The 26170-nt window shown below is 63.9% G+C and carries 24 protein-coding genes; 13 read left to right on the top strand and 11 right to left on the bottom strand.

What is annotated here, in order from left to right; genetic code table 11:
- The first annotated feature begins 2 nt into the window (after positions 1-2).
- The 4 genes from ACTEK7_RS23020 to ACTEK7_RS23005 all read left to right on the top strand — a co-directional run bounded on the left by ACTEK7_RS23020 (position 3) and on the right by ACTEK7_RS23005 (position 6943).
- A complete protein-coding gene (locus tag ACTEK7_RS23020) occupies positions 3-1427 on the top strand; it encodes an ATP-binding protein (protein ID WP_225144704.1) in 1425 nt (474 codons plus the stop codon).
- A gap of 60 nt (positions 1428-1487) precedes the next feature.
- A complete protein-coding gene (gene rpoH / locus ACTEK7_RS23015) occupies positions 1488-2411 on the top strand; it encodes an RNA polymerase sigma factor RpoH (RefSeq protein WP_036011601.1) in 924 nt (307 codons plus the stop codon).
- An 81-nt stretch (positions 2412-2492) separates the two neighbouring features.
- Positions 2493-5675: an efflux RND transporter permease subunit gene (locus tag ACTEK7_RS23010; RefSeq protein ID WP_225147743.1), complete on the top strand. Its 3183-nt coding sequence runs from the start codon at positions 2493-2495 to the stop codon at positions 5673-5675.
- Complete coding sequence (locus ACTEK7_RS23005) at positions 5672-6943, top strand: efflux RND transporter periplasmic adaptor subunit (RefSeq protein ID WP_225147742.1); 1272 nt, start codon at positions 5672-5674, stop codon at positions 6941-6943. Before ACTEK7_RS23010 ends, ACTEK7_RS23005 begins: the two co-directional genes overlap by 4 nt.
- Positions 6944-7009: 66 nt before the next feature.
- Here the strand turns inward: ACTEK7_RS23005 and ACTEK7_RS23000 are convergent, their stop codons facing one another.
- Complete coding sequence (locus ACTEK7_RS23000) at positions 7010-7321, bottom strand: hypothetical protein (protein WP_225128728.1); 312 nt, start codon at positions 7319-7321, stop codon at positions 7010-7012.
- A 365-nt stretch (positions 7322-7686) separates the two neighbouring features.
- Here ACTEK7_RS23000 and ACTEK7_RS22995 point away from each other — a divergent pair, with 365 nt between their 5' ends.
- Positions 7687-8067, top strand: a complete 381-nt coding sequence (locus ACTEK7_RS22995; protein WP_225147741.1) for a hypothetical protein — start codon at positions 7687-7689, stop codon at positions 8065-8067.
- 114 nt (positions 8068-8181) lie between these two features.
- Here the strand turns inward: ACTEK7_RS22995 and ACTEK7_RS22990 are convergent, their stop codons facing one another.
- The 4 genes from ACTEK7_RS22990 to ACTEK7_RS22975 form a co-directional block, all read right to left on the bottom strand.
- A complete protein-coding gene (locus ACTEK7_RS22990; protein ID WP_036011591.1) occupies positions 8182-8997 on the bottom strand; it encodes an IclR family transcriptional regulator in 816 nt (271 codons plus the stop codon).
- A gap of 113 nt (positions 8998-9110) precedes the next feature.
- A complete protein-coding gene (locus tag ACTEK7_RS22985; RefSeq protein ID WP_057026117.1) occupies positions 9111-10205 on the bottom strand; it encodes an extracellular solute-binding protein in 1095 nt (364 codons plus the stop codon).
- A 32-nt stretch (positions 10206-10237) separates the two neighbouring features.
- The gene (locus tag ACTEK7_RS22980; RefSeq protein WP_225147740.1) at positions 10238-12028 is read right to left on the bottom strand and encodes an ABC transporter permease subunit; all 1791 of its coding nucleotides are present in this window, start codon (positions 12026-12028) and stop codon (positions 10238-10240) included.
- A complete protein-coding gene (locus ACTEK7_RS22975; RefSeq protein WP_225124506.1) occupies positions 12025-13179 on the bottom strand; it encodes an ABC transporter ATP-binding protein in 1155 nt (384 codons plus the stop codon). The genes ACTEK7_RS22980 and ACTEK7_RS22975 overlap by 4 nt, the downstream gene beginning before the upstream one ends.
- A gap of 238 nt (positions 13180-13417) precedes the next feature.
- On the opposite strand from ACTEK7_RS22975, the gene ACTEK7_RS22970 reads away from it, so the two are divergent.
- From ACTEK7_RS22970 to ACTEK7_RS22935, 8 genes are all read left to right on the top strand, one after another.
- Positions 13418-14230, top strand: a complete 813-nt coding sequence (locus ACTEK7_RS22970; protein ID WP_225147739.1) for a CoA transferase subunit A — start codon at positions 13418-13420, stop codon at positions 14228-14230.
- The gene (locus tag ACTEK7_RS22965; protein WP_036026691.1) at positions 14230-14988 is read left to right on the top strand and encodes a CoA transferase; all 759 of its coding nucleotides are present in this window, start codon (positions 14230-14232) and stop codon (positions 14986-14988) included. Before ACTEK7_RS22970 ends, ACTEK7_RS22965 begins: the two co-directional genes overlap by 1 nt.
- Positions 14985-17294: a molybdopterin-dependent oxidoreductase gene (locus ACTEK7_RS22960; protein ID WP_225147738.1), complete on the top strand. Its 2310-nt coding sequence runs from the start codon at positions 14985-14987 to the stop codon at positions 17292-17294. The genes ACTEK7_RS22965 and ACTEK7_RS22960 overlap by 4 nt, the downstream gene beginning before the upstream one ends.
- 14 nt (positions 17295-17308) lie before the next feature.
- Positions 17309-17878, top strand: coding sequence for a peroxidase-related enzyme (locus tag ACTEK7_RS22955; protein ID WP_036026687.1), 570 nt, complete (start codon positions 17309-17311; stop codon positions 17876-17878).
- Between the two features lie 126 nt (positions 17879-18004).
- Positions 18005-18664 carry a hypothetical protein gene (locus ACTEK7_RS22950; RefSeq protein WP_345944110.1) on the top strand — a complete coding sequence of 220 codons (660 nt, stop codon included), beginning with the start codon at positions 18005-18007 and terminating at the stop codon, positions 18662-18664.
- Positions 18665-18683: 19 nt separating this feature from the next.
- On the top strand, positions 18684-19376 hold the full coding sequence (locus tag ACTEK7_RS22945) for an L-fuculose-phosphate aldolase (RefSeq protein ID WP_225147736.1): 693 nt from the start codon (positions 18684-18686) through the stop codon (positions 19374-19376).
- A gap of 32 nt (positions 19377-19408) precedes the next feature.
- Entirely contained in the window at positions 19409-20371 is a 963-nt protein-coding gene (locus ACTEK7_RS22940; RefSeq protein WP_225147735.1) for a carbohydrate kinase family protein, read from the top strand.
- Positions 20372-20429: 58 nt separating this feature from the next.
- Positions 20430-21176: an SDR family NAD(P)-dependent oxidoreductase gene (locus tag ACTEK7_RS22935; protein WP_057026125.1), complete on the top strand. Its 747-nt coding sequence runs from the start codon at positions 20430-20432 to the stop codon at positions 21174-21176.
- 27 nt (positions 21177-21203) lie between these two features.
- On the opposite strand, the gene ACTEK7_RS22930 is transcribed toward ACTEK7_RS22935, so the two are convergent.
- From ACTEK7_RS22930 to ACTEK7_RS22905, 6 genes are read right to left on the bottom strand one after another with little or no spacing between them, the layout of a single operon-like run.
- Positions 21204-22178 carry a tripartite tricarboxylate transporter substrate-binding protein gene (locus ACTEK7_RS22930; RefSeq protein WP_225147734.1) on the bottom strand — a complete coding sequence of 325 codons (975 nt, stop codon included), beginning with the start codon at positions 22176-22178 and terminating at the stop codon, positions 21204-21206.
- A 24-nt stretch (positions 22179-22202) separates the two neighbouring features.
- Entirely contained in the window at positions 22203-22919 is a 717-nt protein-coding gene (locus tag ACTEK7_RS22925; RefSeq protein WP_050991723.1) for a GntR family transcriptional regulator, read from the bottom strand.
- Between the two features lie 23 nt (positions 22920-22942).
- Positions 22943-23683 (bottom strand): SDR family oxidoreductase, encoded by a 741-nt coding sequence (locus ACTEK7_RS22920; RefSeq protein WP_225147733.1) that lies wholly within the window; start codon positions 23681-23683, stop codon positions 22943-22945.
- Positions 23684-23707: 24 nt separating this feature from the next.
- Entirely contained in the window at positions 23708-24478 is a 771-nt protein-coding gene (locus ACTEK7_RS22915; protein ID WP_225147732.1) for an SDR family oxidoreductase, read from the bottom strand.
- A gap of 16 nt (positions 24479-24494) precedes the next feature.
- Positions 24495-24875 carry a carboxymuconolactone decarboxylase family protein gene (locus tag ACTEK7_RS22910; protein WP_225147731.1) on the bottom strand — a complete coding sequence of 127 codons (381 nt, stop codon included), beginning with the start codon at positions 24873-24875 and terminating at the stop codon, positions 24495-24497.
- 29 nt (positions 24876-24904) lie between these two features.
- Positions 24905-26140 (bottom strand): ABC transporter substrate-binding protein, encoded by a 1236-nt coding sequence (locus ACTEK7_RS22905; RefSeq protein ID WP_225147730.1) that lies wholly within the window; start codon positions 26138-26140, stop codon positions 24905-24907.
- Positions 26141-26170 lie beyond the last annotated feature (30 nt).

Below are 26170 nucleotides of genomic sequence, written 5' to 3'. Positions count from 1 at the left end.
CGATGCAGCAGACACAGTTGATCCGCTCCAGCACATTTCTCTGGGCTCTGGCCGTGGCGGCGTCCTTTGCGCTGTTCGTGGTCGCCTTGTTCGCCTTCATCTACTGGAAGCTCGATGCCTATCTGGTCGCGCGGTCCGATCGCATGATCACCACGCAGATCCACTTCGTCGCGGAATTGTCCCCGGCCCGCCGCGTCAGCGCCATCGCGGATCACCTCGCGCAGGATTCCAGGGGCGTTCAGTACGCGGGACTGTTCGATGCTGCCGGCAAAAGGCTGGCCGGGAATATCGACCGCCTGCCGCGCGAACTCGGGCTCGATGGGGCGGCGCAGGGCGTGCAACTCGATCTGCTGGAGAAGCCGACGGCGCATGGTCCCGTCGTCAGGGTGGTCGGCAGCCGTCTCGAGGACGGCGATGTCTTGGTGATGGGACGGAACGTCGACGAGACGCGCGAGATATCGAGCGTGGTGGGCCAGGCCCTGGCCCTGGGTCTGCTGCCGGCCTTCAGCCTCTGCCTGCTTGCGGGTGCCTGGCTGAGCTTGCGCGCCCAGCGACGCGTAGAGGAGGTCAACCAGCGGGTCCAGCGCATCGTGGCCGGCGAGCTGCGCGAGCGGCTTCCGGAGGGCGGGACGGACGACCCGTTTGCGCGGCTGGCCAGGATCGTCAACGGCATGCTCGACGAGATGGAGACGATGATCAATGCGCTCGCCGGCGTCGGCAACGACATCGCTCATGATCTCAGGACGCCGCTGACCCGCGTCCGTCTGGCGCTGGAGCGCGGCCGGACCCATGCGGCGACGCTGGAACAGCTGCAGGACGTTGCGGACAAGGCCATCGCCGGCATCGACCAGTCGCTCGCGATCGTCACGGCCTTGCTGCGCCTGACAGAGATCGAGAACAACCGCCGTATGGCCGGGTTTGGCGACGTCGCGCTCGACGAGATTCTGCGGGAGGTGTGCGACGTCTACGACCCGATCGCCGAGGACAAGCATGTCGGGCTCGGCGTCGTCACCGAGTGCAATGTGCAGGTGTGGGGTGACCGCGACCTGCTGTTCGAGGCAGTCGCCAACCTCGTCGACAACGCCATCAAGTTCACGCCGTCCGGCGGGCGGGTGGACCTCGCCCTGCAGGCGGAGGACGAGACCGCGCTGGTGCGCGTTAGCGATACCGGGCCCGGCATCAGCGAGCAGGAGCGCGAAGCAGTGCTGCGGCGGTTCTACCGCTCCGACAAGATGCGCAATACGCCGGGCGTCGGGCTTGGACTGAGCCTGGTGGCGGCGATCGTCAAGCTGCACGGCTTCCGGCTGATCATTGGCCCGGCTCCCGGTGGGCGGATCGAGATCCTCGCCTGGACCGGGAGTGCGGGCAGGCCCATCGCGCGCCGGTCACGCGCATTGCTGCACGCAGAGGCCGGCCAGATGGGATGAGCCAAATGACGTGCGGTGCCTCCGAGATCAATCAGCCGGCCCGGACTATAGGAGTGACAAATGCAGACGAGCCATGAGGTGGTGTGCCGCGATCCTGTTGCCGTGCCGATCGCAGCGGTGTCGACGCCGTTCCTCACCGCCTATTCCGCCGCAATCCGGCGCTACGAGCTACTTGAATCAGGTCAGGAGCAGCAGCTGGCGCGTCGCTGGCAGGAAACGCGGGACCGGCGCGCCGCGGATGCGCTCGTCACCAGCCATCTTCGGCTCGCCGCCAAGTTGGCGAGGGGTTACAAGGGATACGGTCTGCCGCTGGTCGATCTGATCGCGGAAGCGAACCTCGGCCTCGTGATCGCGGCGTCGCGCTTCGAGCCCGGGCACGGCGCCCGATTCTCCAGCTATGCGATCTGGTGGATCAAGGCCACCATTCACGACTACATCCTGCGATCGTGGTCCCTGGTCAAGATCGGGACGACGGCTGCGCAGAAGAAGCTGTTTTTCAAACTCCGCGGCGAGATCAGGAAAGCCACCAGCAGTGCGATGGCCGGGCTCACACCCGACGTCGCCGAATTGATCGCCGGGAAGCTCGAGGTGACGGCGCGCGAGGTGATCGAGATGGACGCGCGACTCCACCGCGACATGTCGCTGAACGCGCGCGTCGGTGACGAGGACGGTGGAACCGAGCTGGAGGCCCTGCTGGTCGATGGTGCGGTCGACGCCGAGACGATGCTTGCCGATCACGACCAGACGGAGCAGCGCAGCAGGGCTTTGCGCGCTGCACTGGACGGGCTCGCGCCGCGGGAGCGTCATATCTTCGAGGCGCGGCGCCTGAAGGAATGTCCTGTTACGCGCGATCAGCTCGCCCGAGAGCTGTCCATATCCAGCGAGCGGGTTCGGCAGATCGAGATCCGTACCTTCGCCAAAGTCAAACGGGCCGTCGTGAACGCCGCGCATGATGTGTCACACGCCGCCGCGTGCAGCGACTGAATTCGTTTTCATTTGAACGGAGGCGCGGCCGCCCTCACTTGTCCGACGATCCTGCGTAACCCTGTTTCAGGCAGACCAATCATGGGAATTGTTCGCTTCGCGCTGCGGCTTCCGCATACTTTCTACGTGCTTGCGGCGTTGATCCTGTTCCTCGGCGGCATCGCAATTCGCTCGATGCCGACAGACATCTTTCCGGAGATCCGGATTCCCGTCGTCACTGTCATCTGGAGCTACACCGGCCTTTCCACGCCGGAGATGGAACAGCGCGTCAGCACCTACAGCCAGTATTCGATCAGCGCCAATGTCAGCGGTATCAAGAATATCGAGGCGCAGACCCTCAACGGCTTGTCGGTTCAGAAGATCTACTTTCAGCCGGACGTCAATCTCGATCTCGCGATCTCGCAGATCGTCTCGGCGACCAACGCCATCCGCGCCCTGATGCCTCCCGGCATCCAGCCGCCGATCATCGTGCAGTTCAATGCCTCAAGCGTGCCGGTGCTCCAGCTCAGCCTCGAATCGAACAACCTGAATGAGCAGCAGCTCTACGATTTCGGCATCTACCGGGTCCGCCAGCAACTGGCTCCCGTTCCAGGCGTGACCCTGCCCACGCCTACCGGCGGCAAATACCGCCAGATCATGGTTGACCTCGATCCGAACAAGCTGCTGGCGCGCGGATTGACACCGCTCGACATCGTCAACGCAGTGAACACGCAGAACCTGACGCTGCCGACCGGCACGACCAAGATCGGCGACACCCAGTACACCGTTCGTACCAACGCGACGCCGGCGACGATCCAGGATCTCAACATGATCCCGGTGAAGTTCGCGAACGGGGCGACGATCTTCCTGAAGGACGTCGCCCAGGTCCGCGACGGCGCCCAGGTTCAGCAGAACATTGTGCGCGAGGATGGCCACCGCGCCGTCCTGCTCAGCGTCATCAAGAACGGCAATGCCTCCACGCTGGCCGTCGTCAACGGCGTGAAAGCGGCCTTGACGTCGATCCGCGCGTCGGCGCCCGCGGGGCTGAAGGTGAACGAGCTGTTCGACCAGTCAATCTTCGTCACACACTCGGTCGATGGTGTGCTGCGCGAAGGCGCGATCGCGGCGGGCCTGACGGCATTGATGATTCTGGTGTTCCTGGGATCGTGGCGATCGACGCTCGTCGTCCTGATCTCGATCCCGCTGGCGATGCTGTCCTCGCTGATCGTCCTCTATTTCCTCGGCGAGACCCTCAACACCATGACGCTCGGCGGCCTTGCTCTTGCCGTCGGTATTCTCGTCGACGATTCGACGGTGACGATCGAGAACACGCACCGGCTCTGGACCGAGGAAGGCATGCCGCTGCCGGACGCGACTCTGCACGGAGCCGCCGAAATCGCCATTCCGACGCTGGTCTCGACGCTCGCGATCAGTTGCGTGTTCATCTCGGTCGTATTCCTCGAGGGCCCGGCCAAATATCTGTTCACGCCACTTGGCCTTGCCGTGGTGTTCGCGATGCTGGCGTCTTATGGCCTGTCGCGGACGCTGACGCCGATCACCATTGGCCTGCTCCTGAAGGGCGAGCAACGTCATGGCGAGGGCAATCGGCCGTCAAACATCCTCGCACGCGCCTCCGCGGCATTCGAGCGCGGTTTCGAACGCCTGCGCGACGGCTATTCCGATCTGCTGCTGAAACTGCTGCGGCACCGCGCAGTGATACCCGTCGTCGCCCTGCTGGTGCTGGCGCTCGGTGCCACGATGTTCGCCTATGTCGGCCAGGACTTCTATCCCCTGATCGACGGCGGCCAGATCCAGCTCCATGTTCGCGCCCCCGCGGGCACGCGGATCGAGCGGACGGAAGCGATCTTCCAGGCAGTTGAGGACAAGATCCGCGAGGTCATTCCCGAGCACGACCGGGCGCTGATCGTCGATAATATCGGCCTGCCGGCGCGGCCCTATAACCTTGCTTTCACGGACGGTTCCACCATCGGGGTGAACGACGGCACCATTCTCGTGTCGTTGAAGGAAGGGCACCAGCCGACGGCGGATTACATCAGGAGGCTGCGGCAGGTGCTGCCGAGGGCACTCCCGGAGGACACGTTCTATTTCCAGGCGGCCGATATCGTCACGCAGATCCTGAACTTCGGTCTCCCGGCGCAGATCGATGTCCGCACGGTCGGTTACGGCAACAACAATCTCGCCGTCGCCAAGGAACTGCAAAAGAGTCTCGCCGCGATCCCCGGCGTGGTCGATGCACATCTGCAGCAGGAGGTCGATGCTCCCGCATTCTACGCCGACATCGACCGCACCCGCGCCGCGCAACTCGGTCTCAATGCGAGCACGGTGGCAACCAACATCAATGTCAGCCTCTCATCGTCCGCGCAGGTCTCGCCGAACTTCTGGACGGATCCGACTTCCGGCATTCCCTATTACCTGGCTGTGCAGACGCCAGAGTACAGGACCAATTCGCTGAACGCGCTGGGCAATACGCCGGTTTCGGCCTCGCTTGCCGCAAGCGGGCAGACGGTACCGGGCCTGCTCAGCAATATTGCGACCTTCAAGCGGGGCACCGTTCCGACCAACTCGAACCAAGCCAATGTGCAGCCGGTTTACGATGTCTATGCGAGCGTGCAGGGCCGTGATCTCGGCAGCGTCGCGGCTGACATCGAGAAGGTGACGTCCACGCTGCAGAAGCAACTCCAGCCGGGCAACTCGATCCAGGTTCTCGGCCAGATCCAGAGCATGCACCAATCGTTCCGCGATCTCTCCCTTGGACTGCTGTTCGCGGCCATCCTCGTCTACCTGCTGATGGTCGTGAACTACCAGAATTTTGGCGATCCCTTTGTCGTCATCCTGGCACTGCCGGCGACATTCTGCGGCATCGTGACGATGCTGTTTATCACCGGGACGACGCTGAACGTGCCTTCGCTGATGGGAGCCATCATGGCGATCGGCGTAGCCTCCGCGAACTCCATCCTGCTCGTGACATTCGCACGCGACGAGCAATTGAAGGGGCATTCGGCATTCCAGGCGGCGCTGAGCGCAGGCCGGACGCGAATCCGGCCCGTGCTGATGACCGCGGCGGCGATGATCGTCGGCATGATCCCGATGGCGATCGGCGGGCCCGGCGAGGAGCAGAATGCAGCGCTCGCGCGGGCGGTCATCGGCGGTCTGCTGTTTGCAACACCGACCACCCTGCTGATGGTGCCTTATCTCTTCGCCATGCTGCGCAAAGGCAACGACGGCAAGCCTCATCATGGGGTATTCGAGGAGCAACCGGAATGAGTGACGTTCGCGCAAGGACCGATGACGACGGGGCGACACACCGCCCGGGGGCGGAGAGCCTCCGGATTGTGGAACTGCCGGGAAAGGGCCCTCGATCCGGACGCCGTTACGGCGGCGCGCTGCTCGGCGGAGGCGTGCTCCTCATGCTTGCGTGCGGTCTCGGCATCGGCGGCTGGCGGCACTATGAGGCCATGCGTGGCGTTGCCGCTGTGGCAGAGCAGGCTCGAACCAACCTTCCCGAGGTTCGGGTCGCGACGGTGAAGCCCGGAGGCGACATCATGAAGGTGAGCCTGCCGGCGACGACGACCGCGTTCGAGGCGGCCAACATCTTCGCGCGGACCAGCGGCTACATCGAGAAGCGCTACGTCGATATCGGCGATCGGGTCAAGAAGGGCGAGCTGCTCGTGGAAATCACTGCGCCCGAGCTCGACCAGCAAATCGCGCAGGCCCAAGCGACGCTCGCGCAGGACCAGGCCGCGCTTCAGCAGGCGGAGGCAAGCCGGGAACTGGCCGACGTGACCAACTCGCGCGACAGCAATCTCGTCAAGCAGGGCTGGTTGACGGCACAACAGGGCGACAACGATCGTCTCACCCTGCGCGCGCAGCAAGGCGCGGTGGGTGTCGCCCAGTCGAATATCACGGCGCAGGAAGCGCAGATCCGAGTTCTTCAGCAGGAGAAGTCCTATCAGCGTGTAGTGGCGCCATTCGACGGCGTGGTCACGCAGCGTAACGTGGACAACGGCAGCCTGGTATCAGCCGGGTCCACCTTCATGTTCACGCTGATGCATTCCGACGTGATCCGAACCCAGGTGTTCGTGCCACAGGACGAAGCGTTCGGCGTTGGCCCGGGCGTCGATGCGGATATCCGCGTCCCCGAGATTCCGGGGCGGACGTTTGCGGGCAAGGTCACGCGGATCGCAACCGCGCTGCAGCCGGGAAGCCGGACGCTGCTAACCGAGATCGACGTGCCCAATCCGGATGGCCTGCTCAGTCCGGGCATATATTGCACGGTCGAACTATCGATCCCGCGCAGGACAGCATCGACGACGATCCCATCCGATGCGCTCGTCTTCGACCAGAACGGCCTCCATGTCGTGGTTATGCGCAGCAACACGGTCCATTTTCAGCAGGTCTCGATCACCCGGGATTTCGGCACCACGGTGGAAGTGCGCGACGGCGTGCAGCCCGGCGACCAGGTCGTGCTCAATCCCGCGGTCAATCTGGCGGAGGGAAGCAAGGTCACCGTTCGCAAGAGCGAGGCGAGCTAGGACGCGAAAGATGATGCGAATTGTACTCGCAGCGGCGACGGCGTTGCTGCTCGGAAGCTCTGCTGGTCAGGCACAGGTCGCAACGACCGGCACTACTGCAATGGATCTGCCGACGGTGCCGGGCGCGATCGTGGTCTCACCGCTCAACAGTCCCGGGCCGTTTTCCGCAATGACCGTGTCAGGTGCTCCGGACACGACGCTGGCGCCGGTTCCGCTCGCGTCGGATCCGACGACGCCGGGGACGGTGGTCGTCTGCGCTCCGCCGTCGTCATCGCCGACGCCGGTGCCGGCGACGCCGACCGTATCGCCGACAGGCCTTGCACCACCGGACATCGCGGCGCCGTTGCTGCCGGTGATAAGGCGGAACAGCAGCGCCACCGGTACGATCTCCTCAGCTGTGCCCTCAGGAACAGGTACGACGGTCGGATGCAGCTCGACGCCGGGGGGAGAGGTGACGAGCGCTGCGTCCCTGCCATTGTCGATCCCGCAAGTGGCTACAAGCCCCGCACCTGGTACGATTCAGGCGGAAGCCAGTGGTGCCGGTGGGACGGGTATAGACCCGAACGCTGCGGTTGTGCCCAGCCCGAACAGCTCGGCTTGCATGGAAGGCGTCTCGATCAATCTCGGCTCGCCTGCGACTGTGCTGCCGGCGAACGCTTCAGGCGCAGCACCAACGCCCGGCGTGTCGCCGGTGCTGCCGCCCGGATGCTGAAGTCGGACGCAGATCGAACCCCTAGCGGCAGGTGCAAGACGCAACAAGCATCGCACTGAAATTCATCAAGAAGGCTCGGCGCGATCCCGGCCCGTGTGTGGCCTATTGTTCGATGAGTGCTGTTTATGCATGGAGAAGGCTCCACCTGATTGCATTGACATTAGAAACCTGCGCTCGGGCGGGTATTTCCAGAACGCACGTCCTGCTCCCACGGCTGCACGACCGCGTTGCGCGCATCGCCTTGCCTTCGACCCTTGAGCGGCATTTGCTATCTCAGGACGGCCCGCGCGCGTGCGATCTCCCGGCTGCACGCGTCGATGTCGCCGCTGCGATCGGCGGCGCGGGCGCGGTCGAGCGAATCAAGCGCGTCCGTGAAGCCGATGCCGTTGTCGCCCTCGGCTTTTGCGAGTGAGCGGGGGATGCCCACTTCCTGGCCGGGTATACGGGTGCGGACCTCGATCTGAAGTCCGCGATGGACGAGCAGCGGCTGCTTCCGTTGCCCGGCACCAACGCCGTCCTGGAAAGATCAGGTGGCTCGTCGTGATTGATGTGACTGTCTAGGACCGCCTCGCATTGCTGGATATGCCGCCGGCCTACTGGAATAACCGAGGGCAGCGCCGATGGTTCGGGCTGCCTCCATCACGTGAACCGAATATTCTTTTATCTGCTTGCGCTTGATGCGGCTGTCGGGCCCGGACATGCCAATCGCTCCCACGAGTTCGCCGGAACGACCGAGGATGGCACAAGCGCAGGCCGCGATGCCTTCGCGCCACTCGCCGTGCAGCACGGAGGAGTAGCCCTGCGCGCGTGCCAGCTCGATGTCCTCCCGCAGCTCCTCGATCGTCGTTCGCGTCGTTTCCGTGTAGCGCCTCAGATGCGGACGGAACCGTTCCAGGTAGTCATCAGGCATATGTGCGAGCATCGCTTTGCCTGTCGCCATGGTGAAAGCGGGTGCGCGCATGCCCACGCTTGTATGGGCACGGATATGGTGAGCGCTTTCGATCTTGTCGACGTAGACCACGTCGGTGTCCTCGAGCACCGACAGGTGAATGGTTTCGCCGGTGATCTCGGCAAGCTTCGTCATTGCCGGTCGCGCGACGTTGATGAGATCCATCCGATGGATGACATGGCTGCCGAGCGCCCAGATCTTGGTCGTGAGCTCGTAGGTGCTGTGCGGGGGGATCTGGCGCACATAGCCTTGAGACTGCAAAGTCATCAGCAGCCGATGCACGTTGCTCTTGGTGAGCTTCAGCTCGCTCGCGAGGTCAGTGACGCCGCGGGGCTGCTCGCTCAGAGCAAGTGCTTCCAGGAGACGCAGTCCCTTGGTAAAAGCCTTATCCATCCACCAGCCAAAATAGAATGATATTTCACTCGATCTAGCATGGCCGCGCGAACGGCAATAGCCCGGGTGTGGAATTAACCCCGATCCTTTCGGATCGGGGCTGATCAGCCTGCTTACTGGGCCAGCAAGGCGTTGAGCTTCTCCTGCCCGTACTCTTCATTGGTGGAATTTCCAGCCGGCGAAGTCGCGCCCCAATAATCCGGGCTCCATTCGATCGCTTTCGAGACGTTGTCCGGGTTGTTGGCCCAGTAGCGCGCGAGCTTCTTGTCGGTTGCGGCCTCGAACACGACCTGGGAGGGAAGGGCGACCGGGAAGGTCGAGGTGAGCTGCGCCGCGCGCTTGGGCTCGAGCCGCCAGGACAGCAGTTTCAGCGCGTTGTCGTAGTTCGGCGCTCCCTTGGGAATCGAGAAGAAGTCGTAGTAGATGAAGCCCTGATTGAAAGTCAGCTCGATCGGGGCGCCCTCCAGCGCGAGCTTGCTCATCGAACCGGTGTAGGCCATGCACATGTCGGCCTCGCCGTCGAGCAGGAGCTGCGGCGGCTGTGCGGATGTCGTCCACCATTTGGCAATGTGTGGCTTGATCTCCTTGACCTTCTTCAGCGCCCGCTCCATGTCGATCGGGTAGAGCTTGCTCTTCTCTACGCCGTCGGCCATCAGCGCCGCCTCGAAGACGAAACGCGGCCAGGCGGGCATGCAGCGCCGGCCAGGGAATTTCTTCACGTCCCAAAAGTCGGCCCAGCTGGTCGGCACGTTCTCGCCCTTGTACTTGTCCTTGTTGTAGACGAGGCCGACGCCGATCACCTGCAGCGCCACGCCCTTCTTGCGCTTCAGATTGTCCGGCATGGCCGCCAGCGTCTGCTTGGCCGCGTCGGACAGCTTGGAATAGTCGATGTCGGCGAGACAACAGTCGCCGAGCAGCTTGGTCTCCTGGTCGAAGATGAACGTCAGGTCCCATTGAGCTTTGCCGGCCTCGGCCTGAGCCTTGATGCGTGGGCCGCTACGCGCCTCCTGGACGGTGACCACCTTGATGCCGGTCGCCTTCTCGAACGGATCGTACATGACCTTGCGCAATGCATCGCCATATCCGCCGCCCGGGTCCTGCATGATCACGACGTTGCTCTGAGCCTGAGCCAGGCCCGTCCCCATCGCGATGCACAGGGCCGAGGCCAATACGGAAACCGACAGTCGCCAGCGTTTCATTCCCAGCATTTTCTCTTTCCTCCAGTTGAAATTGATCTGTGTCACGTTGCCTTCCGCGACGTGGCGAGAACGGGCCGTGCAAAGACGAGCCCTGCGACCACCAGCAGCACCTCCAGCGTCGAGACCACGGCCAGCACCGGATTGAGCCGGTAATTGATGTCGCCCCACAGCATGAGCGGGAGCGTCTTCAGCTCCGCGCTCGACAGGAACAGCGTCAGCACCAGCTCGTCGAACGAGTGCAGGAAGGCGAAGAATGTCGCGGCAGCGAGGCCCGGCATGATGGCCGGCAGCGTCACCAGGCGGAACACGGTCAGGGACGATGCGCCATGGACGGAAGCTGCCTGTTCGAGCCTGGTATCGACGCCTTGAAGCGATGCGGACAGGATCACCACGACGAGCGGAAGGCCGCCGATCGCATGCGCCGCGGCAAGGCCGAAGACGGAGCCGACCAGGTCGAAACGCAGGAACAGGCTGTAGAGCGACAGGCCGAGCACGACCGGAGGCACGATGATCGGACTTACGAGCAGCAGCATGATGGTGGACTTGCCGCGAATGCTGCTCCTGACGATGCCGAGGGCGGCCGACGCGCCCAGCACGATCGCGATTCCGGCCGACATCGCCGCGACGACCAAGGATGTCCAGAACGCCCGCATCCAGTTCGAATCGGAGAAGAACTGCTCATACCAGCGAAATGAGAAGCCCGGCGGCGGGAAGGTCAGATAGCTTGCGCTGCTGAAGGAAATGATCATCACCACGATGATCGGCAGGATGAGAACGGTAATGACCAGTCCGCCCAGAAGGCGAACTGTCCAGGTCCCGAAGCTCGCCGGCAGCCGCCCGAAAAGTCTCAGAAGCGGCCAGCCTATCAAGTCGGCAGCTGAGGCGCCGAAACTACGGCGGCCGTCATCGGCGGCGTAGCGGTTAGTCGTCGTCGGTGCGGCCTCGGTCAGCTTGCGGCCGCCCCAAATGAACTCGAAGCCGAGGAAGCGTCCGGCCACCGCGACCACCGCCAGCGTGATCGTCAGCAGCACCACGCCCAAGGCCTGCAGGAATCCCTCCGATGTGACCGAGTCCGCCTGCTGCGTGATATGCATGGCAAACATCTGGTCGCCGGGTCCCCCGAGCAGCGTGGGCGTAATGAAGAACCCGATCGCTGCGACGAAGACCAGCAGGAAGCCGGCGCCCATCCCGGGTAGGGTCAGCGGCAGCAACACGCGCCAGAACGCCGCAATGGGCCCGGCGCCGCTGGCCAGCGCCGCGCGCGTCAGGCTTTGATCGAGGCGCGCCACGCTGGAATAGATCGTCAGCACCATCAGCGGCAGAAGCACCGCGGTCATGCCGAGAAGCACCGTGCCGCGATTGAAGAGGAGCTGCACCGGCTCGCTCAATATTCCGACCGAAACCAGCAGCTTGTTGACCGGCCCGTTGCGGCCGAGCAGGACCATCCAGGCGTAGGTTCGGATCAGGATGGCGATGAAATAGGGCAGCACGATCGCGGTCGCGATCAGGGCCTGGGTCATGCCGCGGCTGCGGTGAATGAGCAGCGCCGTCGGATATCCGAACAGCAGGCACAGTCCGGCGACGGTGACCGAGATCTGCATCGTGCGGACGAGCGAATCCCAATAGAGCGGTATGGCGAATACCCGCTCGAAATAGGTCGACCACGACGGCCCGCTCACGCTGATGCGGATGAGATCGATCAGCGGGAGCAGATAGATGAAGGCCAGAAACGCGAGCGCGGGCAGGAGCAGCAGCGCCGGATCCTTCAACCTCCTGACGAGATCGAGATCCGCAGGACGGCCTGCCTGGGCGCCGATCGATGCCGCGGTCATGCAAGCACCCAGCAGTCCGCGGCGCCCCAGCTCACGTGCAGACGATCGCCGACGGCCGGCAGCGGCCGGTCGGCCATGTCGGTGCAGCGGATCAGGAGCGGATCTCCGCCCTCCATTTGCGCCTCGATCCGCAGGATCTCGCCGAGGAAGATGGCAGACGTGACGCTGACGGGCGTGGAATTCGCAGCCGGCTCGTTCGACACGGCGATGCGTTCCGGACGCACGAGCACAGTTGCGCGTCCGACGTCGATCGTGTCCCGGCTTTCGGCGCTGAACACGTATCCTGCACGGTTCTTCATCGTCAGTGTCGATCCGCGCTTCTGCAGGATCTCGGCCTCGATCAGATTGCTCTCGCCGACGAACGAGGCGACGAAGCGATCTGTCGGATGCCGGTAGATGTCCAGGGGGCGGCCGATCTGAACGATCTTGCCGGCGTTGAGTACCGCGATGCGATCGCTCATCGTCAGGGCTTCGCCCTGGTCATGGGTGACGAACAGGATCGTGCTGCCGATGGTCTGGTGAAGGTCGCGGATCTCGATCTGGATCTGCTCGCGCAACCGCCGGTCGAGGGCGCTGAGGGGCTCGTCCATCAGCACGACCTTGGGCTTCCTGACGATGGCGCGGGCAATCGCGACGCGCTGCTGCTGTCCACCCGACATTTGCGAGGGAGACTTCGTCGCATGCTCCGTCAGCCGCATGATCTCCAGCGTTTCGGCGACGCGCCGCTCCGCAGTCGCCCGGTCGACCCCCGCCATCCGAAGCGGAAACGCGACGTTCTGGCTGACCGTCATGTTCGGAAACAGCGCGTAGCTCTGGAACACCATGCCGAAGCCGCGCTTGTGCGTGGGTACGTTGTGGACCGGCTTGCCGTCGACGAGGATCTCGCCGCTGTCGAGGCTCTGGAATCCGGCGACAAGGTTGAGCAGCGTCGTTTTTCCGCTGCCGGATGGGCCAAGAAGCGTGATGAACTCGCCGGGCTCGATGTCGATGCTGATCCGGTCGACCGCATGAAAGTTGCCGTAAGCTTTCACCGCTTCACGGACGGCAATGCTCGATCCGAACGCGTCGCGGTCCCGGAGGCGGCCGGTCGGCAATGTCCGAACGTTCGCATCGCCAGAGCGCATCGCACGCTGAGCCGAAGGCTCGCCCATTCTATCCTCCCAGTATGTTCTATATTATAGAACGTCATTCCAATTATTGTTGGAGCAGCGCGTCGTCTTGTCAAGTCGCGCCGCCTGATCGCGGCGCAAAGGTGCGCTGCTGCGGCCGGCTGCGCGCGAAAGTCCTGGAAATGAAGGCTCCGCCGGCGAAGCCAGATTGACAGCATCGTCCAAATCCGCCTAACATAATTTGGAATTGCGTTCTACAATATAGAACAAAGCCGGGAGGATGAAGGTGTTGAGCGAGCCTCGCGTCATGGCGAAGCACATCGAGCCGGGCATGCGCGTCGCGCTGCCCGTCGATTACGCCGGCGTCTCCATGGCCATGACGCGTCCAATGATCGAGCATGGCGCGGGCGATCTCGATCTGGTCTGCGTGCCAACCGGCGGATTGCAGCTCGACCAGCTTGTCGGCGCAGGTCTGGTCCGGACGGTGGAGACCAGTGCGGCCTCGCTGGGCGAAGCAGGTGGAGCGCCCCGGTTCAACGCGGCGGTCAAGGAAGGCGCGGTTCGACTGAAGGACGCGACCTGTCCTGCCATCCATGCGGGCCTGATGGCGGCGCAGAAGGGCAGCCCCTTCATGCCCCTTCGCGGGCTGATCGGAACGGATCTGCTGCGCCACCGCGACGATTGGCGTGTCGTCGACAATCCGCTGGCGGATGGAGGCGATCCGATCGTGCTGATTCCCGCCATCAAGCCCGACGTCACGATCTTCCATGTGCCGATGGCTGATCGCTTCGGCAATGTCTGGATCGGGCGACGCCGCGAGCTTGCCGCAATGGCCTACGCTTCGCAGACAGTTCTCGTCACGGTGGAGCGCATCGTCGAGGAAAATCTGCTCGCCGACGAGATGAGCGCGGCCGGCGTGCTGCCGGCACTCTACGTCACGGCAGTCGCGCGCGCACCGAAGGGCGCATGGCCATACGGTTTATGGGGCGAGTATCCCGCCGATAGCGCGGAGATCGCGCGTTATGCGAAGGCCGCGCGAACGGCCGATGGCTTCTCGGCCTATATGGCGCAGGCGCAGATGGAGCCCGCGTGATGTCGGACGTTCTCCCTCGCGAAGTGCTGATTTGCACGATCGCGCGGCTGCTCGATGGCGTCAGGCATGTTGCCGTAGGCGCCTCCTCTCCGATTCCTGCCGCCGGCGCGATGCTGCTGCGTGCAATGAAGGAGGCGCGTGGCGCCGTTGGTCCACGCATCTCCATCCTCGGTTCTGTCGAGCATAATTTCTTCACCAACGGTTCGGCGGAGCTGTTCGATTGTGCAGGTCAGGGCCGGATCGACGCGTTCTTCCTCGGCGGCGGCCAGATCGACGGCCTTGGCAACGTGAACCTCGTCGGCACCGGTGACTATCCGCGCTCCAGCGTGCGCTGGCCCGGCTCGTTCGGGTCGGCCTATCTCTATTTCGTCGTGCCGCGGGTCATCCTGTTCCGCGAGGAGCATACGCCGCGCGTCTTCGTCGAGAAGGTCGACTTCATCAGTGCCCCCGGCGTCAGTCCCGAGGGAGTCTTCCGGAGCGGCGGCCCCGTGGCTCTCTTGACCGGCAAGGGACTCTTTCGATTCGACAAGACGCGGCCGGGGTTCGAGCTGGAGAGTGTTCACCCCGGGCACGATCTTGCGGAGATCAAGCAAGCGACCGGCTTTCGATTCGAGCATGAAGCCGAGCCGCGGCAGACCGCGCTGCCCGATCGATCGACACTCGATCTGCTCCGCGGCCGCGTGTTCGACGAACTCGCCGAGACCTATCCCGAATTCGCCGCGCAGATGCGGCGCGAACTTGGAGCGGTGGACGCATGAGCAGGATCAAACGGATCCCGCATTGCAGCCATTGGGGTGCGTACACGATCCTCGTCGAGGATAATCGCATCGTGGGCATCGAGCCGTTCCAGCACGATCCGGCGCCGTCCCCGATCATCCATTCTATTGCCGAATGGGCAAATCCCGAGCGGCGCGTGCTGCGGCCGATGGTCCGTTCCGGCTGGCTGGACAAGCGCGAAAAGAGCGATCGCCGCGGGCGTGGCCGAGAGAAGTTCGTTCCGGTCAGCTGGGACGAGGCGACGACGCTGGTTGCCGACGAAGTGCGCCGCGTCGCCGACGCGTTCGGGAACGCATCGATCTTTGCGGGCTCCTATGGTTGGACGAATTCGGGGCGCCTGCATCATGCCTCTTCGCTTCTGAAGCGCATGCTCAATCTGGTTGGCGGCTTCACCCGGCACGTCGATACCTATTCCATCGCGGCGGGTCCGGTGATCCTGCGCCACACGCTGGGCAACGACGACGCGTGTGGCGGCCGCGCCGATACGCTCGACACGATCGCGCAGCACACCGAGACGCTGGTGGTGTTCGGCGCTCTGTCGCCACGAACCGCGCAAAACGAGGCCGGAGGAATTGGCAGCCACCGCCTCGAGACTTATCTCAGGAAAATCGTCGAGCGTGGCGTCAAGGTCATCCACGTCTCACCGCTGAAGGACGATCTGCCGGACTGGGTCGATGCCGAATGGTGGCCGATCCGGCCTAACGCCGACACTGCGCTGATGCTCGGCCTCGCCGGCGAGATCGTGAAGGCCGGCCGGCACGACACGGATTTCCTTGCGCGCTGCACCAGCGGCGCGGATCGTCTTCTTCGCTATCTCGAAGGCAAGGCGGATGGCGGACGAAAGGACGCCTTGTGGGCCGCCGGCATCTGCGGGCTCGGTGCAGGCCAGATTGCCGAGCTCGCAAGGCGCCTGGTCGACACGCGGAGCATGTTGACGGTGAGCTGGAGTCTGCAGCGTGCCCATCACGGCGAACAGCCGTTCTGGGCGGCGCTCGGACTTGCCTCGATAATCGGCCAGATCGGGCTGCCGGGCGGCGGTGTCGGCTACGGCTATGCTTCGCTGGGAGGTGTCGGGGCCCCGCTCAATCTCGGCAAGTCTCCAGCCATTTCACAGCTGAAGAGGCCGATCGACAGCTTCATCCCGGTGGCGCGCATCAGCGACATGCTGCTCAATCCCGGTCGGCCATTCAGCTATGAAGGCGAGATCCGCTCCTATCCGGATACGAGGCTGGTCTATTGGGCGGGCGGCAATCCTTACCACCATCATCAGGATCTCAACCGCCTGTCGGAAGCCTGGACGAGGCCCGAAACGATCATCGTGCAGGACCCGATGTTCACCGCGACAGCCCAACGGGCCGACATCGTGCTGCCGGCAACCACGTCGATCGAGCGTAACGATCTTGCCGGCAACAGGCGCTCCGACTTCATCCTGGCCATGAAGAAGGCCATCGAGCCGCTGGGCGAAGCCCGCTCCGACTTCGATATCTTCAACGCGATTGCAGGCAAGCTCGGTGTGGCCGAGCGCTTCAACGAAGGCCGCGACGAAATGGGTTGGGTCCGGCATCTCTACGAAGCCTGCCGGGACGACGCTTCGAAGCGCTTTGGTTTCGCCATGCCGGAGTTCGATGCGTTCTGGGAATCCGGCTATGCCCACTGCCCGGTCAAGGCAGACCACACGTTCCTGGCCGACTTCCGCAACGAGCCCGAGGAACACCCGCTCAACACCGAAAGCGGAAAGATCGTACTCGGCAGCGAGATGCTTGCCAGGCTCGACTATCCCGACTGCCGCTCGCATCCTGCCTGGATCGAGCCCGCCGAATGGCTCGGCACTGCAGAAGCTGGCCAAATGCACCTCATCTCGCATCAGCCGGCTGGTCGTCTTCACAGCCAGCTTGAAACCGGCCCATCGAGCCGCGTCATGAAACGCAATGGCCGTGAACAGGCCCGTCTTCATCCTGACGACGCGGCTGCTCTCGGCATCGTCGACGGCCAGACGATCCGCATCTGGAACGACCGCGGGGAATGCCTTGCGACTGCTGAGGTCAGCGACGAGGTCCGCCGGTGCGTGCTTGTGCTCCCGACCGGCGCCTGGTTCACACCGACCGGCAATAGCGGCCTCGAGGTCGCCGGCAATCCGAACGTGCTCACGCTCGACATCGGCACGTCTGAATTCGGCCAGGGCTGCTCGGCCCATACCTGCCTGGTGCGGGTCGAGCCCTACGCCGCCGATCGGCGCGATGCGTTCGAGGCCTATCAGGAAACGCTCGTCGCGCTTGCGGCAGTCTAACAGGAGCTTGGAACATGTCTGCAACCGCGATCAGCCGCTTTCCCGTTCCCGATATCGCGACGCTGCCGGAGGATATCCGCGCACGGATCGAGGCCGTTCAGGAGAAGTCTGGATTCGTCCCGAACGTCTTCCTGACACTCGCGCATCGTCCGGACGAGTTCCGGGCGTTCTTCGCCTATCACGACGCTCTCATGGACAAGCCCGGGCCGATCACCAAGGCCGAGCGCGAGATGATCGTCGTCGCGACCAGCAGCGCCAACCAATGCCAGTACTGCGTGGTCGCGCACGGCGCCATCTTGCGCGTGCGCGCGAAGAATCCGCTGATTGCGGACCAGGTCGCCGTCAACTACCGCAAGGCCGATATCACCGCGCGGCAAAGGGCGATGCTCGATTTCGCGATGAAGGTCTCGGTGCGCGCCTATGAGGTGGACGATTCCGACCTCGTGGATCTCAAGGGACATGGATTCACCGAGGAGGACGTCTGGGACATCGCAGCCATCGCTGCATTCTTCGGCATGTCGAACCGCCTCGCCAACGTCACCAGCATGCGTCCGAACGACGAGTTCTTCGCGATGGGACGCTAAACGCCGCGAACGAGAGCTGCAATGGTATCGCTGGTCATCGACAGGCGCTTCCGGGGCCCACCCAGCTCCGGCAACGGCGGTTATGTATGCGGATGTCTCGCAAGGCACGTCAGTGGAGACGCCGAAGTGACGTTGCGCGCCCCGCCGCCGCTGGAGCGGTCGCTCGACGTGTTGACGGGGGCCGACGGCGGGATCGAGTTGCGCGAGAACGGCAAGCTGCTCGCGACGGTGCGTGCAACAGACATCGATGTGCCGGACGTTCCCAGGGTAAGCTACGAGGCGGCCGAAGAGGCGGCCGGCCGAACACCCTACGAAGAGCAGACCCATAACCTTCCGACTTGCTTTGTCTGTGGCCCCGCGCGTGGTCACGGCGATGGTCTGCGCATCTTCGCAGGCCCGCTGCAGGCGGGCGCTGTCCCGGGCAAGCCCGTCGTGTTCGCGGCCTCCTGGGTACCTCATGGGAGCCTGTCCGGTGCGGACGGCCATGTCGCGCCCGAATTCGTCTGGGCCGCTCTCGATTGCCCGACCGGCTATTGCAGTGTGGGCGCCCGCCATCTCGGATTGAATGGCGACGAGACGGTCCTGCTCGGACGCATGGCCGCACGGATCGAACGCCGGCCGCGTCCCGGAGATCGATGTGCGGTGGTGGCGTGGCCGACCGGGCGGGAAGGCCGCAAGTTGTTTGCCGAGAGTGCTTTGCTCGATGCCGAGCAGGAGGTGCTGGCGACCGCGCGAGCCACCTGGCTGTTGGTCGACCGTCAGGTCCAGCTCGGAGCAAGTGCATGAACCAGGGTGGAAGCAAGGTATGATCGGCCGCGAAGCAGAGCTCGAACTTCGTCAATCCATCATCGACGCGTGCCGCGAGATGGCGGCGCAAGGCATCAACCAGGGAACGTCCGGAAACATCAGCGTTCGAGCCGACGACGGCATCCTCCTGACGCCGTCCGGTCTTCCCTACGACCGCATGAAGCCCGAAGACATCGTGGCCATGAAGTGGGACGGCTCATGGACTGCATCGGCCGGCAATGTTCCGTCGACCGAATGGCGTTTTCACCTCGACATCCTCAAGTCGAAGCCGGAGGTTGGCGCCGTCGTTCACGCCCATCCGGTCTTTTGCACCATCATCGCGATCATGAATCGCTCGATCCCTGCGATTCACTACATGATTGCCGCGGCCGGCGGCAACGACATCCCCTGCGCGCCCTATGCGCAATATGGTACGGCCGAACTGTCGCAGGCGGCCCTGAACGCGCTTCGCTATCGCCGCGCCTGCCTCCTCGCACATCACGGGCTGATCGCCATCGGTCCCAACCTGCGCAAAGCCTTGTGGCTCGCGGTGGAGGTCGAGGTGCTCGCCAAGCAGTATCACGGCTGTCTTCAACTTGGCTCTCCTCCGCTGCTACCGGACGAGGAGATCGACAGCATCCTGAAGCGATGGGGGCATTACGGCCTGCGCGATAGCGAGGGCGCGCCCAAGATTACCCAGCTGTCGAGCTAGATCACGAATAATCCCCTGCCTTGCGAGAACTCATGGCCTACACTCACGACGTCAGCGTCTGCGGCACTTACATCCTGGATATTCTCGGGGTCCCCGTTACCGAGATCCCACCCGGAGGTGGCCGGTTGTTGATCGAGGAAATCCGGCTCGCGGTCGCCGGCACGGCCGGCGGAACGGTCGTTCCTTGCGCGCGGCTCGGCTTGAAGGCGCTCGCGGTTGGTGCCGTCGGCTCCGACGAGAAGGCTGATTGGATGCTGAACGCGCTGGAGCGCGAAGGCATCGATATCGCTCTGATGGAGCGAATGACCGGCGCTCCAACCTCTGCAACGATTTTGCCGATCCGGCCCGACGGCTCGCGTCCGGTCATGCATGCGAGGGGCGCCTCAGCCCGATGGCGGATCGCGCCCGAAACGCAAGTAGCCGCATGCCGGAGCAAAATTCTCCATCTCGGCGGGGTCGGCTCTCTGCTTGCGATGGATGGAGCGCCTTCCGTCGCATTGCTTCAGGACGCGAAAGCCGCTGGTTGCACGACGACGCTCGATCTCATCCAGGCGCGGCGTGAGACGCTGGCGCTGGTCGAGCCTCTGCTGCCTTACGTTGACTTCTTCATGCCGAGCATCGACGAGACCAACGCCATGGTGGGAACCGACGATCCCGCCGCATGCGCCCGGTTCTTCATCGACAAGGGAGCAGGGGCCTGCGCCATCTCTCTCGGCGCCGATGGTTCCTTCGTGATGACCCGCGACGGGCGCCAGTTCACGGTGCCGGCGTTCGACGTTGCCGTTCGCGATACGTCGGGATGCGGCGATTCCTATACGGGCGGCTTCATCGCGGGGCTGGCTCGCGACTGGGACCTGCTCGACTGCGCCAAGCTCGCGACCGCGACGGCCGCGATCGTCGCGACGGGGCTGGGTTCGGGCGCCAATCTCGTATCCTTCGAGGAAACCGTGAAGGCCATGAACACCTTGCCAGTCCGCAAGCCGGCTCGCGCCTGATCTTTTCAACGCCGGTAAAGAACCAACATTCATTGGAAATAACAGGGGAGAACGCAACATGGCCCGACATGCGATCGTGACGGGAGCAAGCCGCGGCATTGGCCGTGCAATAGCCATTGGGCTTGCAAGGCGAGGCTACGATCTCGCGCTGACCGACATCGCGGCCCAGGAGAAGGTTCTGCTCGAGACCGTCGCCGAGGTCGGCAAGCTTGGCGGCCGCTGCATCCCGGTGCTGGGCGACGTCAGCGATATCGGCGATTGCAGGCGTGCGGTGGCTGAAGCCGTCCAGGGTCTCGGGCACGTCGATGTCCTCGTCAACAATGCGGGCATCCTCAGGCTGGCGACGATCGACGAGCTGACGACCGAGACATGGGATCAGACCTTCGCCGTCAACACGCGCGGCGTCTTCCAGATGACCCAGGCCGTGGTGCCACATATGAAGGAGCGCAAATACGGGCGGATCGTCAACATCGCCTCGCTCGCCGCTCGAACGGGCGGTCCGGGACAGTCCCACTATGCTGCATCGAAGTCGGCGGTGGTCGGCTTCACCCGGGTGTCGTCCATGGAGTTCGGCGGCTACGGCATCACGGTCAATGCCGTATGCCCGGGCATCATCGTGACGGAGATGGGGATGAACAATCTCCGCGATCCCGAGCGTGTCGCCTATTTCGAGAAGGTCACGGACCTGCACCGGCTCGGGCAGCCGGAGGACGTCGTCGGGCCCGTTGCGTTCTTTGCGTCTGACGATTCTGCGTTTGTGACCGGCCAAGCCCTCAACGTCGACGGAGGCATCTTCTACAGCTAGCAACGGGGTCGATCCGCTCTAGCTAACCTATTTCGGCTCGATGCCGGCTGCCTTGATGATCCTTTCCCATTTGCCGATCTCAGCCTTGAGAAAGGCTTCAAGGGCTTCCGGCGTCGCGCGTTCGGGTTCAACCGGGGACATGCTGAGCTCACCAAACCGATTGATCAGGGCGGCATCCTTCAGCGCGGTCTGCAGCGCGCCGACGAGTTGGTCGACTACGGGCTTCGGCGTGCCGCGCGGGGCGTAGAGGCCATACCAGGTCGTCACGTCGAACGCGGGAAGGCCGGCCTCGGCCGAGGTCGGCACGTTCGGCAGCGTTGCGACCCGCTTCTTGCTCGTGATCGCGTAGCCCTTGATCGTGTTCGACTGAATATAAGGCGTCGGCCCGGTTGCAGGGTCGCAATAAACGTCGATGTGGCCGGCGATGACGTCGTTCAGCGCTGGGCCGCCGCCCTTGTAGTAGATCGGGGTGAGCTTGGTATCGGTGGTGCTCATGAACATCAAGCCGCAGAGCTGTGAGGCCGAGCCGAGACCGACATTGCCGAAGGTGATCTTGTCGCCGGCATTGCGGATCCGCGCAATGAGCTCGTTGAGATCCTTGGCAGGAAAGTTCGGCCGCGCCACGAGGATCATCGGGACGTCGGTGACGAGCCCGATCGGGGCGAAATCGCCGACCGGATCGAACGGCAGCTTGGCGTAGAGGGCCGGCGCGGTGGCCTGGCCGACATGCATCAGCAGCAGCGTGTAGCCGTCGGGGGCCGCCTTGGCGACACGGTTGGTGCCGAGCGTGCCGCCGGCGCCGACGACGTTTTCGATCACGATCGACTGTTTCAGCGTCGTACTCATGGCGCCGCCGAGGATGCGTGCGATCACGTCGCCGGGACCACCAGCTGAGAACGGCACGATCATCGTGACCGGGCGGGTGGGGTAGTCTTCCGCAATGGCTGCGCGGCAGGGATAGAGCAGGACAAGCAGGATCAGCGATCGTACGAGATACGTCATCGAACACTCCCTGGCGGCAATGTTTTAGTCGTCGGAAGGCGCCGCCTCCTTGGCTGCCGACGATTTTTCTATCATGTCGAGCGCGGCCACCGCAGCCGCATTGATGTGGTCGACGCAGCAGCGCTCGGCGAGGTCCGCATCGCCGTTCTGGATCGCGCGCCAGATCGCGGTAACCTCGCGCAAACTCTTGTTGATCCGCTTCGGCTGCGACATCGAGGTGATCCGCAACAGCTGGATTCGGTCATGCAGCGGCTTGAGCATGCGCTCGATGAACGCGTTGCGGCAGCCACCGATCAGAGCAGCGTAAAAGTCGGTCTTGGCTTCCAGGCATCCGACGAGGTCCTGCTTGGCTGCGGCTGCCTTCAGCCGGGTCAGGGCTTCCCCGATCCGGCGAGCCACTTCCGGGTCGTGAAGCCTGGCGCATTCACGGCCGGCGAAGCCTTCGAGCACCGCGCGGGCGGCGTAGAGCTGCCGGGCCTCCTCCAGGCTGATCGTGGAGACCACGGGGCCGCGGTGAGGGACCGTATTGACCAGCCCGTCGGCCTCGAGGGCGCGTAGCGCTTCCCGGATCGAGGGGCGGCTGACGCCCATCATCTCGCAGAGCTCGCGCTCGACCAGGCGCTGGCCCGGTTTCAACGTGCCGGACATGATCGCCTCGCGCAGCTTTTGCGCCACCATCGCTCGGACGGTCGGTACGTCATCGATGCGGAGTGTCGACTGCAATTCGCGGCGTCTTTCCATGTCCGGGCCTTGGTTGGAATGATTCAATACCGGTTTACAGGCAGAATCATCATTTCGGCAATTTGAACGTGGGCGGGCTGATCCAGGGCGAACACGATCGAGCGGGCGATGTCGGCCGGCTCGAGCGCCATCCTGAACTGGTCGAAATAGTCCTTTTCCTTCTGCTTGTCGCCGCGGTAGCGGGTCAGGATGATGTTGGTCCTGGTCAGGCCGGGCTGGAGCTCGGTGACCCGGATCGCGGTTTCCGCCAGTTCGCCCCGGAGGGTCTCGGTGAACATGTGCACGCCCGCCTTGCTGGTGCTGTAGGCCGCCATATCCGGGATTATACGGACGGCGTTGATGGAGCTGACGTTGACGATATGGCCGGCGTTGCGCTTGACCATGTCGGGGAGGATTGCGCGGGTGACGCGCATCAGGCCGATCAAGTTGGTCTGGATGATGCTGGACCAGTCATCCGCGGAGCCGACGTCGAAACGCGTCCGCCCGCCGATGTCATGGCCTGCATTGTTGATGAGAACATCGACCGGCTTGAAATGCGCCGGAAGGGACTCCGGCAGGCGGTCCACGGCCTTTGCATCGCTGACGTCGAGCTGAATCGGAAACACCTTGTCGCCGACGGTGGCCGCCAGCTGCTGAAGCGCCTTGGCGTCACGATCGACCAGCACGACGCGGCGGCCGCTGTCCAGCAGCGCCTTGGTGATGGCGCGTCCCATGCCGCCGGCAGCGCCGGTCAGGACGACGGTCTGGCCTGGTTGTTCGGTCATCTCAGCACTCCCATTCCAATGCTCTCATGCGATTGACCAGCCGCCGTCGATGGGCAGGCTGGCGCCGGTGATGTCATTTGCCGCGGTGCCGCAGAGAAAGATGACCATGGCGGCGACCGCATCCATTTCGACGAAGCGCTGCGTCGGCTGGCGCTCGCCAAGATATTCGCGGGTCACGTCATCGACGGGGCGTCCGCTATTCGCTGCCATCGTCGCGATCTTGTTCAGGATCGCCGGCGTCGGCAGCGTACCCGGGCAGAGCGCGTTGCAGGTGATTCCGCTGCGGGCGGTCTCGATGGCCACCGCGCGGGTCATTCCCAGAATTGCCGCTTTGGTCGTGACGTAGTCGATGCGATCTTCGACCGCGCGGCTCGAATAGATCGAGCCGATATTGATGATCCGGCCCCAGCCGCGCTGCTTCATCGCGGGCAGCGCAAGGCGGATCAGGTGGAACGGCGCCGACAGATTAACAGCGAGCGCCTGGTCCCAGCGATCGGGTGGAAACTGCTCGATCGTCGAGAAATGCCTGACAACGGCGTTGTTGACAAGGATGTCGATGGCTCCGCAGCGGTCGAGCAGGCCGACCATCATGCTCTCGATGTCGTCGCGCCCGGACAGATCGGCAGCGGCGGGGATGACCTCGACGCCGAAGCGGGCGCTGAGGTCGTCCGCGGGCTGCTTCGGCGCAACGAGGTCGTGCAGGACAATGTTGCAGCCCGCGCCGGCCAGGCCTTCCGCGATGGCGAGGCCAAGGCCTGCGGTCGCGCCGGTCACGAGTGCCCATTTGCCCTTCATCGCAGCCCGCCCGCCCTTATTTCTTGTCGAGCTCGGCGAAGACTTCCTTCGCGTTGCGGAACGCGTCCACGCCGGCCGGCACGCCGCAATAGATCGCGACCTGCATGAAGACCTCGCGGATCTCCTCTTTGGTCGCGCCATTGGCGAGGGCGCCGCGGACGTGGGTCTTCAGTTCGTGCGGACGGTTGAGCGCGCAGAGCATCGCCAGATTGAGGAAGCTGCGCGTCTTTCGCGTCAGCCCTTCGCGGCCCCAGACGTAACCCCAGCAATACTCGGTGGTCAGATCCTGCAGCGGGCGGTTGAACTCGTCGGCTGACGCGATCGCCTTGTCGACAAACTCGCTGCCGAGCACGCTCTTGCGGATTTCGAGGCCGCGGTCGTAGGTCGCCTTGTCCATTCTGTTCTCCGTTTCGCTTTCGAGCGGTATCAGGTCTTGGGCCAGAACGGCTTCGCCAGCGCAAGCTCAGGCGGGAACACCGTCACCGGCACGCCGGATTGCCACTGCACGATGGTCATGCCGGCGCCGACGCGGCGGCCTTTCTGGTCGAACTTGATCTCGCCCAGCGGGTAATATTTCGAGGGACCCGCATCCATGGTGCGCAGCGCTTCGCCGACGGCGACGCGGTCGGCCTTGCCGGCCTTCTCCAGCGCGTCCTTGATCACCCACATGTCGCCATAGGTGGAGATCGCATTCTGCGTCATCCACGGCTCCTTGTAGCGGGTCTTCAACTCGGCGATCAGCGCCTCGTGGCCCTTGGCGCCCCAGCTCGCAACGCAGGTCAGGACTCCCTGGAGCAGTTCCGGGCTCACGGTCTGCAGCATGTCAGGCTCGGCGATGGCGATGCCGAACGAGATGGTCGGCACCTTGCCCTGGCCGAGGCCGAACTCGTTCATCTTCTCGAGCAGCAGCTTGGCGTCGGAGATCACCGTCGGCAGGAAGAAGAGCAGGTCGGGCTTGGCCGAGCGAATCTTCTGAACCAGCGACGTCGCGTCCGCCAGCGGCGGCGTGAAGGTCTCGTCTACGATCAGCTGCAGCTGGTTCTCTGCCAGCAGGCCCTCGCGCATCGATTTCGCCGAGGCGATCGACGCGGCCGTGTTGTCGGTGAGGATCGCGACCGTCTTCGGCCGCTTGCCCGATGCCGTCTCGGCCAGCTTGATGATTTGCGGCAAGGCCTGACGGGCCTGTGAGCCTGCCGTGGCCGAGGTCTGGAACACGTATTTGAAGCCGCGATCCGTGATCAGGTCGGAATAGGAGAGGGTGAGGACGGGCAAGTTGGCGCGTTCCGTGACCTCGGTGACCGCGAGCGTGAAGGATGACAGGTAGGCGCCGCTTGCTGCGACCAGGTCGCTCTCCTGCGCCACCATACGCTGGGCGGCGTTCTTGGCCTTCTCAGTTGTGTCGCCGGAATCGAGCACCACGAGCTTCAGCTTGGCGCCGCCGAGCGCCTTGACTCCGCCTTGCGCGTTGATGTGCTCGACCGCCATCTCGGCGCCCTGCCGCATCACCGTTCCAGGACGGGCGTAGATGCCGGAGATCGGCACCAACAGGCCGACTTTCACCTCAGATGGCTGCTGGGCCCAGGCACGGGATGCGATCAGCGTGCCCGACGCGCCCGCAAGCAGTGTTCGACGGGTGATCCTGATCTTGCTCGTTGTTCTCATGACAATCCTCCTCCCTGAAAAGCGTGCGAT

It is taken from the genome of Bradyrhizobium sp. JHI2711, assembly GCF_056156565.1.
The sequence above is the reverse complement of the archived record's forward strand: the minus strand, read 5'-3'. Positions and strand labels throughout refer to the sequence as shown.